This window comes from Serratia sp. BIGb0163 (assembly GCF_024809935.1).
In the GTDB taxonomy this organism is placed as follows: Bacteria; Pseudomonadota; Gammaproteobacteria; order Enterobacterales; family Enterobacteriaceae; genus Serratia; species Serratia quinivorans.
Genome location: NZ_JANUDZ010000010.1, coordinates 76,623 through 90,014, shown reverse-complemented (window position 1 = coordinate 90,014; position 13,392 = coordinate 76,623). Strand labels below are relative to the sequence as shown.

The window sequence follows — 13,392 nt, the reverse complement described above, 5'->3', positions numbered from 1 at the left end:
GTGATCGGCACTTAATGCGGCACAAGCTGCACTGCAACTTGAAAGAGTATGGGTATAGATTGATCTGTTCGCAGCCTAAACCCTCCCCTTAGCGGAAGGTCAAGCCTTTGCTGCCGGTTATGTTACCTGCCGGTAATAAAATTTGGTGCCTTTACAGGCAAGTGTGATAACGTCTGTGGACAATAAACAGGTCTATTTTCATGATGAAAAAAACAACGTTACTGGTGCTGCTGCTCACCATGCTGGGGTTCTCCAACGCCAGTCTGGCGCTGAATGAGTCTGAGGCGGAAGATCTGGCCGATCTGACGGCGGTCTTTATTTATTTGAAAAATGACTGCGGCTACAACGATTTGCCCAATGCACAAATCAAGCGCGCCATCGTTTATTTCGCTCAGCAAAACCGTTGGGATCTGACCAACTATAATAGTTTTAATATGAAGGCGCTGGGTGAAGACAGCTATCGCGATCTCAGCGGGATCGCCATCCCTACCCCCAACAAGTGCAAATCCCTGGCGCGCGACTCGCTGAGCCTGCTGGCATACGCCAACTAATCCCCCCGCCTTGCGCTACCTCTGTTTGAAATTCAGCCGTGCATCACCAGGCAGAGTTAGCTATGATGTTGCGCCAATTTTTCATGGCTGTTATTACGGAGTCCCCGCACATGACCCAGAAAGAAATTTGGTATGAAACGCTGCATGCCAACTTCGGCCAGTACTTCTCGGTAGAGAACGTACTGTATCGTGAGAAGACCGAGCATCAGGATTTGGTGATTTTTGAAAACCCGGTTCTGGGGCGCGTGATGGCGCTCGACGGCGTGGTGCAAACCACCGAGCGCGATGAGTTTATCTATCACGAAATGATGACCCACGTACCGCTGCTGGCCCACGGCCAGGCGAAGAAAGTGCTGATCATCGGCGGTGGCGACGGCGCCATGCTGCGCGAAGTCAGCCGCCATCAGGGCGTAGAGCAGATCACCATGGTTGAGATCGACGCCGGTGTGGTCGAGTTCTGTCGCCAATATCTGCCAAACCACAATGCCGGTGCTTATGACGATCCGCGCTTCAAGCTGGTGATCGACGACGGCGTCAACTTTGTTAATCAGACCGATGAAAAATTCGATGTGATTATCTCTGACTGTACCGATCCCATCGGCCCCGGCGAAAGTCTGTTCACCTCAGCATTCTACGAAGGCTGCGCGCGCTGCCTGAACGAAGGCGGCATTTTTGTTGCGCAGAACGGCGTGTGCTTCCTGCAGCAAGACGAAGCGGTCAATAGCCACACCAGGCTGAGCCAGTACTTCAAGGACGTCAGCTTCTATCAGGCGGCGATCCCGACCTATTACGGCGGTATCATGACCTTCGCCTGGGCGAGCCAGGATCCGGCGTTGCGCCAGCTTGATCTGACCACGCTGCAACATCGCTTTCATCAAAGCGGCTTAAACTGTCGTTATTACAACCCGGCAATTCACGCTGGCAGCTTTGCTCTGCCACAGTATTTGCTCGACGCACTGAACGTTTCACGTTAAGCGAGAAGATAAAGGAGGTGAACCAAATTGCATAAGCTAAAACTGCACGGCTTCAACAACCTGACCAAGAGCCTGAGTTTTTGTATTTACGATATTTGTTACGCCAAAACCGCGGATGACCGCGCTGGCTATATCGCCTACATTGACGAGCAATACAACGCCAATCGCCTGACCGAGATCCTGAGCGAAACCTGCTCGATCATTGGCGCCAATATTCTGAACATTGCCCGCCAGGACTATGAACCTCAGGGTGCCAGCGTGACCATTCTGGTCAGCGAAGAGCCGGTGGATCCGAACGATGTCGATACCTCGGAACACCCAGGTCCGCTGTCAAAAACGGTGGTTGCCCACCTGGACAAGAGCCACATCTGCGTTCATACCTATCCGGAGAGCCATCCGGAAGGCGGTTTGTGCACTTTCCGCGCCGATATCGAAGTGTCGACCTGCGGCGTGATTTCACCGCTTAAAGCGCTGAATTACCTGATCCACCAGTTGGAATCCGACATCGTTACCATGGACTACCGCGTGCGTGGCTTTACCCGCGACGTGAACGGCGTGAAGCATTACATCGATCATGAGATCAACTCGATCCAGAACTTTATGTCTGATGATATGAAGGCGCTGTACCACATGATGGACGTGAATGTTTATCAGGAGAACATCTTCCATACCAAGATGTTGCTGAAGGATTTCGATCTGAAGCACTACCTGTTTAACGCCAAACCGGATGCGCTGAGTGCCGCCGAACGTAAAGAGATTACCGATCTGCTGTGGAAAGAGATGCAGGAAATCTATTACGGCCGCAATATTCCGCATCTGTGATAAGTAACGGGTGCGGCATGCCGCACCCTACTCTTAAATGCCTGTCTGTTTTCGCCCAAACCATAAGCCTCATTCGTCTACCTCTCTGAGTTATGTGATCCCTCTCCCATTATCATTTTTTGTCGATTGCCTGATCGGCCGGGAAGATAGAAGATTTAAATCTTCACAAAAATGAAAATTAAAAAAGATGAGCAAGGCATTTATTAAGAAGGAAGGTCTGGCGTTAGTCAGCCTGGCACGCTACCTGTTCGGACTGGCACCGGGTGCCCGTCTGAAAACCATTGATGAGCTGTCCAGCGAACTGAATCTCTCGGTCGGCGTGGTACAACACGCCTTGAAGACCCTGGAAACCGCCTCTTGCGTTACGCTGGAGCGTCGCGGCAGGAATGGCACCCTGCTTAGCAACATGAATTATCCGGCCCTGCTGGAGCAAGCGGATATCGGCAATATTGTGTGTGCCATGCCATTGCCCTACACCCGACTGTATGAAGGACTGGCCAGCGCGCTTAAGGCCCAGTTTGAGGGTTACCCACTCTATTACGCCCATATGCGCGGTGCAGATGTCCGCATTGAATGCCTGATCGACGGCGTTTATGACATGGCGGTCGTCTCCCATCTTGCCGCAGAAAGCTACTTGCGCGATGGCAAAGTCACGGCAGCAATGATGTTGGGGGCCGGTTCTTACGTTGACGGGCATCAGTTGGTTTATCGCAAAGGCGAAAAACAGAACATCCGTCGTATTGGTCTGGACTCTCGTTCACCCGATCAGCGTTTGCTCACGGAAGTGGTATTTGCCGGGCAGGATATTGAACGCATTAACCTGCCTTATAACGAATCTCTGACGCGGATTGAGCGGGGAGAAATAGATGCAACGGTGTGGAACGTAACCGAAGATCTCGACAGTCTGAACCTGGTCAAGGAACCCCTTAATCATTACCCGGTAAGCATTAAGGCTTCCGAAGCCGTCCTGCTGGTGCGCAATGATGACCGGGTGATCCCTCATCTGGTCAAGACGCTGGTTAACCTGCAGCGGCTATTGGCACATCAACAAGAAGTCAAAAAAGGCACCAGAGAACCCAGTTACTAACTCAGGAGCAGCAAAATGGAAACACGTCTGCAGATTTTACATGATGCCCAGGTCATCGATACTGAGGTCTATATCGGTATGCTTGAGGTCGTTAAACGGCTCGAACAGCATTGGCAGCTTAATATCCGCCATACCCAGGGCGAAATGATGATTACCCATATGGCCAATGCCCTGACACGCGCACGCCGTGGGGAAATCATCGCGGCTATCGATCCGGAGCTATTAGATGAGATCGAAGCATCAAACGTCTTTGCCAACATCCGGGAAATCAACAGCGACCTGCTGAGTTTATTCGCATTTGCGATTCCAGATTCTGAACTCGGCTACCTACTGGCTAACGTTTTTGGCTTGTATCTCGCCCAGACAGACAGCAGCACAGTGTGAAGTTTTGGTCACGCCTTAAATATTCAAAAAAATGAATTAATAGCACACATCGAGGGACCTATGTTTCTAAATGCGCTGGAAAAACAAAACCCTGCCCTGATTGATGCCGCTGTTCACTTTTGGCGTAACGGCGCTATCAAGCCGGATTGCTACGTTATCGATGTCGACCTGGTATTGGAAAATGCCCGGCTATTACAGGAATGCGCAGAGAAACTGGGCCTTTCGCTGTACCTGATGAGCAAACAGTTTGGCCGCAATCCGCTGCTATGCCAGCTACTGTTGAAGCAGGGTTATCAGGGCATTGTCGCCGTTGATTTTAAAGAGGCGCGTCAACTTTGGCAGCAGGGTTTACCGATAGCCCACATTGGCCATCTGGTGCAAACGCCCGTCAATATGATTGATGAAGCCATTGCCCAGCGTCCAGAAGTCATTACCGTTTATAGCATTGAAAAAGCACGGCAGATCTCCACTGCGGCGCTGCGCCAAAATCACCGGCAGGCGCTGCTACTGAAAGTTCAGGATAAAGGCGACGTGGTCTATCCGGGCCAGGAGGCGGGTTTCTTATTGGCAGAACTGCCGGACGTGATTAATCAAATCAGCAGGATGGCAGGCGTTGAAATTATTGGGGTCACTCACTTCCCCTGCATGCTATTCAACGAGCAACGGCAAACTACCGAGGCAACCCCCAATCTCGCCACATTAGCCAGGGCAAAAAACCTGCTGGAACAGCAGGGTATTGAAGTTCGCCAAATGAATGCCGCTTCGGCAACCTGTATTGAAACCCTGCCCAAACTGGCCGCTGCCGGCGTGACCCATACCGAACCTGGCCATGCCCTGACGGGCACGCAGCCCGCGAATCAGTACGGCGGCGGCCCGGAAAAAATAGCCATGCTTTATCTTTCTGAAATTTCGCACGGCCAGGACAACATCAGTTTCTGCTATGGCGGTGGCTACTATCGCCGCGGTCACCTGCAAAACGCGCTGGTGCTCGACGGCCAATGGCAGCGCTGTCGCGTACTGCCGATAGATAGCGACAGCATCGATTATACGCTGCCATTAGCAGGACGCTGGCCTGTCAGCAGCCCGGTGATTATGTGTTTTCGCACTCAGGTTTTTGTAACACGCAGCGATGTGGCGCTGATAAGCGGTATTCAAATGGGTAACCCTCAACTGTTGGGGGTGTTTGATAGTCTCGGTAACGACCTGGCAAGGAGCCATCATGGATAAGTTTGTGGTTTTGGTCATTGATAGTTTTGGCGTGGGCGCTATGGGAGATGTTCCCGAAGTGCGCCCACAGGACATTGGCGCCAATACTTGCGGCCATATTTTGCAACGGTTGCCCAATCTGCAACTGCCGATGTTGGAAAAGCTCGGTTTGATCAATGCGCTGCATATCGCCGAACCCGACCATCGCGTCAGCGCCATGCACGAAAGCCCGACAGCGGCTTTTGGCGTCGCACTGCTGCAACACGAGGGCGGTGATACCTTCATGGGGCATCAGGAGATCATGGGTACCCTGCCGCTTCCTCCGGTGCGCATGCCCTTCTCTACCCGGCTTGAAAAGGTTGAACAGGCGCTAAAAAACGAAGGTTTTAAGGTCGAACGCTATCCAGCTCACAACAGCGAATTGCGTTTACTTTGGGTCAACGACGCTGTCGCCATTGGTGACAACCTCGAAGCGGATTTAGGCCAGGTGTTTAATGTCTGTGGCAATCTCTCGGCCATCAGTTTTGAACAGGTTGAAAAAATTGGTCGGGTGGTGCGCAGTTGTGTCGAAGTGGGCCGGGTTATCGCCTACGGCGGCTTGCTGGAAAGCAGTGAACAAATCCTGGCGGCGGTGGAAGTCAAAGATAACCGCTTTATCGGCATCAACAGCCCAAAGGCCGGGGTTTATCGGAACGGCTTCCAGGTGATCCACCTGGGCTATGGGGTCGATGCCAGCGTTCAGGTACCGCAACAATTATACCAGCAAGGCATTTTGACCGTCCTGGTAGGGAAAGTGGCCGATATTGTCGAAAACCCGCAGGGACGTAATTATCAGCAGCTGGTTGATTCGCAAACCATTCTGGATATCACCCTCGATGAATTGCAGCGCCCGGGGCCGGCGTTTATCTGCACCAATATTCAGGAAACCGATCTTGCCGGTCATGCGCAAGATGCAGAACGTTACGCCGAACGCCTGCAGCTGGTCGATGCTTCACTGGCAAAACTCATCTCCGCGATGGATGGAAGCGATTGTCTGGTCGTCATGGCTGACCACGGTAACGATCCTACCGTTGGTCACAGCAAACACACGCGCGAACAGGTTCCCCTGTTGATTTTTCGCCCAGGGCAAGCGGCTTGCTCACTCGGTATTCGCACCACGCTTTCTGACGTGGGGGCAACAGTTTGTGAGTTCTTCAACGCTAAAGCTCCCTACAACGGCCGCTCATTTCTGGCCGCGCTTAACGCTTAGCGCCTAATGTACAGGGGCACTCTCACTGCCCCTGCCGGCACAATCAGTATTTCAGCATAAAAGAACGGTAGGCCTTCAGCACCTGCAGGAAATCTTCGACGCCGCAGAATGAGAGGCTTTCTTCGTCATAATAATTCATCCCCTCCTCCATCTCTTCGCCTTCAAACTCCAGCAGATTGGCACGGATCATTACTTCTTCACCGTCCATCAGCAATGTGTATTCATGGCCTTCCAACTGCCATTGACGCTCGCTGCCTTTCACTTCCGCCGCACCGGCTTCAATGCGATCCAGCAGGTTAAAATCGCCTTTGAGTTCTTCGTTGATCCAGTGGCCAATAACCTCATGCCCCATCGAAAATCTGACGATCACCTGTCCGGTCACGTCACGCAGAAATTCGTAATCCATAGCACGCCCTCCTGAGCCCTTTCTCTTAGTGTAAACATTAATTCATGACTAACTCAGTGAGCGCTCGCAAAGTTGGCAACTGAGAAAAATAAAACGGGAGGCCAAGGCCTCCCGTTAAACAGTTGCGCAATATAGCGACTTAAACAGCGGTTTGGAAGATCACGCCGTCGGCTTTTTCAGTGTACTGACCCAGTTGGTCAAAGTTCAGATAGCGGTAGGTATCCGCCGCCGTTTTATCAACCTGCGCCATGTACGTCTGGTACTCGTCCGGCGTTGGCAGGCGGCCCAGCAATGAAGCCACCGCCGCCAGTTCTGCAGACGCCAGATAGACGTTAGCGCCAGTACCCAAGCGGTTCGGGAAGTTACGGGTAGAGGTGGAAACTACCGTCGCACCATCAGCCACACGCGCCTGGTTACCCATGCACAGTGAACAACCCGGGATCTCGATGCGTGCCCCGCTCTTGCCGAATACGCTGTAGTAGCCCTCTTCGGTCAACTGAGCTGCGTCCATCTTGGTTGGCGGTGCCACCCACAGACGGGTCGGCAACTGGCCCTTGTGCTGATCCAGCAGCTTGCCGGCGGCACGGAAGTGGCCGATGTTGGTCATGCAGGACCCGATGAACACTTCATCGATCTTGCTGTTGGCCACATCTGACAGCAGACGCGCATCATCCGGATCGTTTGGCGCACACAGGATTGGCTGAGTGATCTCTGCCAGATCGATGTCGATCACCGCAGCGTATTCTGCATCCGCATCGCCTTCCAGCAGTTGCGGATCTGCCAGCCATTTCTGCATGCCCTGGATACGACGCTCCAGCGTACGGCGGTCGCCGTAACCTTCGGAGATCATCCACTTCAGCAGTACGATGTTGGAGTTCAGGTACTCTTCGATCGGTGCCTTGTCCAGTTTGATGGTGCAACCGGCAGCGGAACGCTCGGCAGAGGCGTCGGTCAGTTCAAACGCCTGCTCAACTTTCAGCTCCGGCAAACCTTCGATTTCCAGAATACGGCCGGAGAAGATGTTCTTCTTGCCCTTCTTCTCAACCGTCAGCAGACCCTGCTGGATGGCGTAGTAAGGAATGGCATGTACCAGGTCGCGCAGCGTGATACCTGGCTGCATTTTACCTTTGAAGCGCACCAGCACCGACTCAGGCATGTCCAGCGGCATCACGCCGGTGGCGGCTGCAAAGGCGACCAAGCCGGAACCCGCCGGGAAGGAAATACCAATCGGGAAACGGGTGTGGGAGTCACCGCCGGTACCCACGGTATCCGGCAGCAGCATGCGGTTCAGCCAGGAGTGGATAACGCCGTCGCCAGGTCGCAGCGATACGCCACCCCGGTTCATGATAAAGTCCGGCAGCGTATGGTGAGTGGTCACATCAACCGGTTTCGGGTACGCGGCAGTGTGACAGAACGACTGCATCACCAGATCGGCAGAGAAGCCCAGGCAAGCCAGGTCTTTCAGCTCGTCACGGGTCATCGGGCCGGTGGTGTCCTGAGAACCGACGGAGGTCATCTTCGGCTCGCAGTATTCCCCCGGACGCACGCCGGCAACGCCACAGGCGCGGCCAACCATTTTCTGCGCCAGCGAGAAGCCTTTGTTGCTGGCTGCCACTTCTTTAGCAATGCGGAACACATCGCTGTGCGGCAGACCCAAAGATTCACGTGCTTTCGTGGTCAGGCCACGACCGATGATCAGCGGAATACGGCCACCGGCGCGCACTTCGTCGAGCAGCACGTCGGTCTTCAGTTCGAAGTTGGCAATCAGTTCACCGGTTTCATGGTTACGCACTTCACCCTTGTACGGGTAAATGTCGATCACGTCACCCATGTTCAGGTCATTGACGTCCACTTCAATCGGCAACGCACCGGCATCTTCCATGGTGTTGAAGAAGATAGGCGCAATTTTGCCACCCAGCACCACACCGCCACCGCGCTTGTTAGGCACGTGCGGGATGTCGTCGCCCATAAACCACAGCACCGAGTTGGTGGCGGACTTACGGGATGAACCGGTACCGACCACGTCACCGACGTAGGCCAGCGGGAAGCCTTTTTTGTTCAGCAGTTCAATCTGCTTGATCGGGCCAACGCTGCCAGGCTGATCCGGCACTATGCCTTCACGTTCGTTTTTCAGCATCGCCAGGGCGTGCAACGGGATATCCGGGCGCGACCAGGCATCCGGTGCCGGTGACAGATCATCGGTATTGGTTTCACCGGTGACTTTAAACACGGTAACGGTGATTTTTTCCGCCAACTGCGGACGCGACAGATACCATTCGGCATCGGCCCAGGACTGCATAATCTGTTTGGCGTGTGGGTTACCCGCCTTGGCTTTCTCTTCCACGTCGTAGAAGTTATCAAACATCAGCAGCGTATGAGACAGCGCTTTGGCGGCAATTGCGGCCAATTTTTCGTTGTCCAGCGCGTCAATCAGCGGATGAATGTTATAGCCGCCCTGCATGGTGCCCAACAGTTCAATGGCTTTCTCAGGGGTAATCAGGGGGGAGGTTGCTTCGCCTTTGGCGATGGCCGCCAGGAAACCTGCTTTAACATAGGCGGCTTCGTCGACGCCTGGGGGTACACGGTTAATCAGCAGGTCTAACAGGAATTCTTCTTCGCCTTTTGGCGGATTCTTTAATGATTCAACCAGCGCTGCCATTTGGGTGGCGTCTAACGGCTTAGGGACGATGCCCTCTGCAGCACGCTCGGCTACGTGCTTACGGTATTCTTCTAGCACGACATTCTCCTCGCTCTCATTGTCATTTATTGTGCCTGGCGTTCTCTATTCAAACCGGGTTTAGCGCACGGTATTGATGCCATTGATCCTGACGGGGCACTGCTGTCGATGTCCTGGACTGTAAGTTACAGTGCCCGGTTCCGCTCAGCCAGCATATCAGGATTTGAATTGGTTGTTAATTCGTTCACATAAAAGCAACATTAAATCTTTGCTGAATCGTTGAGTACAGTGTAATCGGCTGCGGCAAAGGCTAGCCGCGGCTGCAGGTTGGGTCCGTCTACAACAAAATTAAGCCTGACGAGCACAACACAATACCCATTCACTTACAATGGCTATTGGTCGCGAATAGTAAAATTTGAGAGCGGAAGGCACAAAAAAACGGCCCCTTTTCAGGAGCCGCTTATCAACCGTTCAAACCAGCAGAATTACTTCTTCTTGGCTTTCGGGTTAGGCAAGTCGGTGATACTGCCTTCGTAGATCTCAGCCGCCAAACCTACGGATTCGTGCAGGGTTGGGTGAGCATGGATAGTCAGAGCGATGTCTTCTGCGTCGCAACCCATCTCGATAGCCAGACCGATCTCACCCAGCAGCTCGCCGCCGTTGGTGCCGACAATCGCGCCACCGATAATACGGTGAGTTTCTTTGTCGAAGATCAGTTTGGTCATGCCGTCTGCACAATCGGAAGCGATAGCACGGCCAGAAGCTGCCCACGGGAAGGTGGAAGTTTCGTAGCTGATGCCTTTCTCTTTCGCTTCTTTCTCGGTCAGACCCACCCACGCAACTTCCGGCTCGGTGTACGCGATCGATGGGATCACTTTCGGGTCGAAGTAGTGCTTCATACCGGCGATAACTTCTGCGGCAACGTGGCCTTCATGCACGCCTTTGTGCGCCAGCATCGGTTGACCGACGATGTCGCCGATAGCGAAGATGTGCGGCACGTTGGTGCGCAGTTGTTTGTCGACGTTGATGAAACCACGCTCGTCAACTTCAACACCGGCTTTACCCGCTTCCAGCAGTTTGCCGTTCGGCACACGGCCGATAGCCACCAGCACCGCGTCGTAACGCTGTGGTTCTGCAGGGGCTTTTTTGCCTTCCATAGTGACATAGATGCCGTCTTCTTTGGCTTCTACCGCGGTCACTTTGGTTTCCAGCATCAGGTTGAACTGCTTGCTGATGCGTTTGGTGAAGACTTTCACCACGTCTTTGTCAGCAGCCGGGATCACCTGGTCAAACATTTCGACCACGTCGATCTGTGAACCCAGCGCATGGTATACGGTGCCCATTTCCAGGCCGATGATGCCGCCGCCCATAACCAGCAGACGCTCTGGGACAGTTTTCAGTTCCAGTGCATCGGTAGAGTCCCACACGCGTGGATCTTCATGAGGAATGAATGGCAGTTGGATCGGACGGGAACCTGCGGCAATGATGGCATTGTCGAAGTTGATGGTAGTTGGGCCATTTTCGCCTTCAACAACCAGGGTGTTAGCGCCGGTGAACTTGCCCAGGCCGTTAACCACTTTCACTTTACGGCCTTTAGCCATACCAGCCAGACCGCCGGTCAGCTGATTGATGACTTTTTCTTTCCAGACGCGCACTTTGTCGATGTCAGTTTTCGGCTCGCCGAAAACGATGCCGTGTTCGGCCAGGGCTTTGGCTTCTTCGATCACTTTGGCAACGTGCAACAGGGCTTTGGAAGGGATACATCCCACGTTCAGGCAAACCCCGCCCAGAGTGGAATAACGTTCAACCAGAACGGTTTCAAGACCTAAGTCAGCGCAACGAAAGGCAGCAGAGTAACCTGCCGGGCCCGCCCCAAGTACCACGACCTGAGTTTTAATTTCAGTACTCATCATGACCTCTTAATTGATTGTCCGGCGGGTCAGACGTCATTTTTATAGCTAATCGATCTCATAACGCCCTTCATCCACCGGGACGCTTACACCGCCAGCAGTTTACAGAATTGTTAATAATCTGCAAAGCGTGTTCGAGTGACCCGTGTCTCAACAATTTTGTCGAGTCGTGCAAAAACCGACAAAACTGCTACTGAAGTGGTAAGGGCGCAGCATGCTGCGCCCTTTTTTCATTACATCACCATACGGCGGATGTCAGCCAGCATGTTGTTGATGATGGTAATAAAGCGCGCACCATCTGCACCGTCAATAACACGGTGGTCGAAGGAGAGCGACATTGGCATCATCAGGCGCGGCACGAACTCTTTACCGTTCCAGACCGGCTCCATAGCAGACTTGGATACGCCCAGAATGGCCACTTCCGGTGCATTCACAATCGGTGCGAAGTGAGTCGTCCCGATACCACCCAGGCTAGAGATGGTGAAACACCCGCCCTGCATTTCGCCTGCGGTCAGCTTGCCGTCACGAGCTTTTTTGGAGATAGCCATCAGTTCGCGGGACAGTTCAGTGATGCTCTTCTTGTTCACATCCTTGAACACCGGAACCACCAGACCGTTTGGCGTATCAACCGCCACACCCACGTTGATGTATTTCTTCAACGTCAGCTTCTGGCCATCTTCGGACAGAGAGCTGTTGAAGCGCGGCATCTGCTCCAGAGCAGCAGCAACGGCTTTCATGATGAACACCACCGGGGTGAACTTCACGTCCAGCTTACGCTTGGCAGCTTCTTCGTTCTGTTGCTTGCGGAAAGCTTCCAGATCGGTGATATCGGTTTTGTCGAAGTGAGTCACGTGCGGGATCATCACCCAGTTGCGGCTCAGGTTGGCACCAGAGATTTTCTGGATACGACCCAGTTCCACTTCTTCGATTTCACCGAACTTGCTGAAGTCCACTTTCGGCCAAGGCAGCATGCCTGGCAGACCGCCACCGGCAGCAGCAGCCGGAGCCGCTTCTGCACGTTTGACCGCGTCTTTCACGTAAGTCTGAACGTCTTCGCGCAGGATGCGGCCTTTACGACCGGTGCCTTTCACTTTCGCCAGGTTTACGCCGAACTCACGCGCCAGACGGCGGATGACCGGGGTAGCGTGCACATAAGCGTCGTTCTCAGTGAACTCGCCTTTGGCAGCAGGTGCAGCCTGTTGGGCCGGTGCAGAACTTGCAGCCGGAGCCGGTGCAGCTTCTGCCTTCTGGGCTGGAGCGGCAGCAGGCGCAGCGCCTTCAACTTCGAACACCATGATCAGGGAACCGGTTTTCACTTTATCGCCGGCGCTGATTTTAATTTCTTTCACGGTACCTGCGAACGGTGCCGGCACTTCCATAGAAGCCTTGTCACCTTCAACGGTGATCAGTGACTGCTCAGCGGCAACTTTGTCGCCCACTTTAACCATCACTTCAGTGACTTCTACTTCGTCGCCGCCGATGTCCGGTACTGCAACGTCTTTGGCCGCAGAGGCCGCCGGTGCTGCAGGAGCAGCCGGAGCAGCCGGAGCTTGTGCCGCAGCCGGAGCGGCAGCAGAAGCGGCGCCAGCCACTTCGAACACCATGATCATAGAACCGGTGGTGACTTTGTCGCCGGTGGCGATTTTGATCTCTTTCACGGTACCTGCGAACGGTGCCGGAACTTCCATTGAAGCCTTGTCGCCTTCAACGGTGATCAGGGACTGCTCGGCTTCCACCTTGTCGCCCACTTTCACCAGGATCTCGGTCACTTCAACTTCGTCAGCACCGATGTCCGGTACCGCAACGTCTTTGGCAGCAGCGGCAGCCGGTGCAGCAGCAGGTGCTGCGGCCGGTTTCTCTTCAGCCTTGGCAGCTGGTGCGGCCTGAGCCGCCCCTTCTGCTTCAAAGATCATCAGCAGTTTGCCGGTCTCGGTTTTATCACCGACGGCAACCTTGATTTCTTTAACCACACCCGCCTGCGGGGATGGGACTTCCATGGAAGCTTTATCACCTTCAACGGTGATCAGCGATTGTTCTGCTTCAACTTTATCGCCCACTTTCACCAGAATTTCGGTGATTTCCACTTCGTCTGCACCGATGTCCGGTACTTTAATTTCGATAGACAT

At 53.8% G+C, this 13,392-nt stretch carries 11 protein-coding genes; 7 read left to right on the top strand and 4 right to left on the bottom strand.

What is annotated here, in order from left to right; translation table 11 throughout:
* Positions 1–203: 203 nt before the first annotated feature.
* The 7 genes from M2406_RS24340 (at position 204) to M2406_RS24310 (ending at position 6,273) form a co-directional block, all read left to right on the top strand.
* Positions 204–551: a YacC family pilotin-like protein gene (locus M2406_RS24340; protein ID WP_037410781.1), complete on the top strand. Its 348-nt coding sequence runs from the start codon at positions 204–206 to the stop codon at positions 549–551.
* Positions 552–661: 110 nt separating this feature from the next.
* Positions 662–1,525 carry a polyamine aminopropyltransferase gene (speE, locus tag M2406_RS24335; RefSeq protein WP_012146703.1) on the top strand — a complete coding sequence of 288 codons (864 nt, stop codon included), beginning with the start codon at positions 662–664 and terminating at the stop codon, positions 1,523–1,525.
* Positions 1,526–1,552: 27 nt separating this feature from the next.
* The gene (gene speD / locus M2406_RS24330) at positions 1,553–2,347 is read left to right on the top strand and encodes an adenosylmethionine decarboxylase (protein ID WP_012146704.1); all 795 of its coding nucleotides are present in this window, start codon (positions 1,553–1,555) and stop codon (positions 2,345–2,347) included.
* A 187-nt stretch (positions 2,348–2,534) separates the two neighbouring features.
* Complete coding sequence (gene yhfZ / locus M2406_RS24325; protein WP_115183849.1) at positions 2,535–3,434, top strand: GntR family transcriptional regulator YhfZ; 900 nt, start codon at positions 2,535–2,537, stop codon at positions 3,432–3,434.
* 15 nt (positions 3,435–3,449) lie between these two features.
* Entirely contained in the window at positions 3,450–3,818 is a 369-nt protein-coding gene (locus tag M2406_RS24320; protein ID WP_012146706.1) for a PRD domain-containing protein, read from the top strand.
* A gap of 60 nt (positions 3,819–3,878) precedes the next feature.
* Positions 3,879–5,045: a YhfX family PLP-dependent enzyme gene (locus M2406_RS24315; protein ID WP_259191730.1), complete on the top strand. Its 1,167-nt coding sequence runs from the start codon at positions 3,879–3,881 to the stop codon at positions 5,043–5,045.
* Entirely contained in the window at positions 5,038–6,273 is a 1,236-nt protein-coding gene (locus M2406_RS24310; protein ID WP_259191729.1) for a phosphopentomutase, read from the top strand. The genes M2406_RS24315 and M2406_RS24310 overlap by 8 nt, the downstream gene beginning before the upstream one ends.
* 43 nt (positions 6,274–6,316) lie before the next feature.
* On the opposite strand, the gene yacL is transcribed toward M2406_RS24310, so the two are convergent.
* From yacL to aceF, 4 genes are all read right to left on the bottom strand, one after another.
* Positions 6,317–6,679 carry a protein YacL gene (yacL, locus tag M2406_RS24305; RefSeq protein ID WP_012146709.1) on the bottom strand — a complete coding sequence of 121 codons (363 nt, stop codon included), beginning with the start codon at positions 6,677–6,679 and terminating at the stop codon, positions 6,317–6,319.
* Positions 6,680–6,818: 139 nt separating this feature from the next.
* Entirely contained in the window at positions 6,819–9,416 is a 2,598-nt protein-coding gene (acnB, locus tag M2406_RS24300; RefSeq protein ID WP_012146710.1) for a bifunctional aconitate hydratase 2/2-methylisocitrate dehydratase, read from the bottom strand.
* A 425-nt stretch (positions 9,417–9,841) separates the two neighbouring features.
* Complete coding sequence (gene lpdA, locus M2406_RS24295) at positions 9,842–11,266, bottom strand: dihydrolipoyl dehydrogenase (RefSeq protein ID WP_012146711.1); 1,425 nt, start codon at positions 11,264–11,266, stop codon at positions 9,842–9,844.
* 233 nt (positions 11,267–11,499) lie between these two features.
* Complete coding sequence (gene aceF / locus M2406_RS24290; RefSeq protein WP_112363502.1) at positions 11,500–13,392, bottom strand: pyruvate dehydrogenase complex dihydrolipoyllysine-residue acetyltransferase; 1,893 nt, start codon at positions 13,390–13,392, stop codon at positions 11,500–11,502.

Coding starts and splice junctions, on each gene's coding strand:
- lpdA (WP_012146711.1), bottom strand. CDS start 11,266: ATGAGTACTGAAATTAAAACTCAGGTCGTGGTACTTGGGGCGGGCCCG.
- speE (WP_012146703.1), top strand. CDS start 662: ATGACCCAGAAAGAAATTTGGTATGAAACGCTGCATGCCAACTTCGGC.
- aceF (WP_112363502.1), bottom strand. CDS start 13,392: ATGTCTATCGAAATTAAAGTACCGGACATCGGTGCAGACGAAGTGGAA.
- M2406_RS24340 (WP_037410781.1), top strand. CDS start 204: ATGAAAAAAACAACGTTACTGGTGCTGCTGCTCACCATGCTGGGGTTC.
- yhfZ (WP_115183849.1), top strand. CDS start 2,535: ATGAGCAAGGCATTTATTAAGAAGGAAGGTCTGGCGTTAGTCAGCCTG.
- yacL (WP_012146709.1), bottom strand. CDS start 6,679: ATGGATTACGAATTTCTGCGTGACGTGACCGGACAGGTGATCGTCAGA.
- M2406_RS24310 (WP_259191729.1), top strand. CDS start 5,038: ATGGATAAGTTTGTGGTTTTGGTCATTGATAGTTTTGGCGTGGGCGCT.
- M2406_RS24315 (WP_259191730.1), top strand. CDS start 3,879: ATGTTTCTAAATGCGCTGGAAAAACAAAACCCTGCCCTGATTGATGCC.
- M2406_RS24320 (WP_012146706.1), top strand. CDS start 3,450: ATGGAAACACGTCTGCAGATTTTACATGATGCCCAGGTCATCGATACT.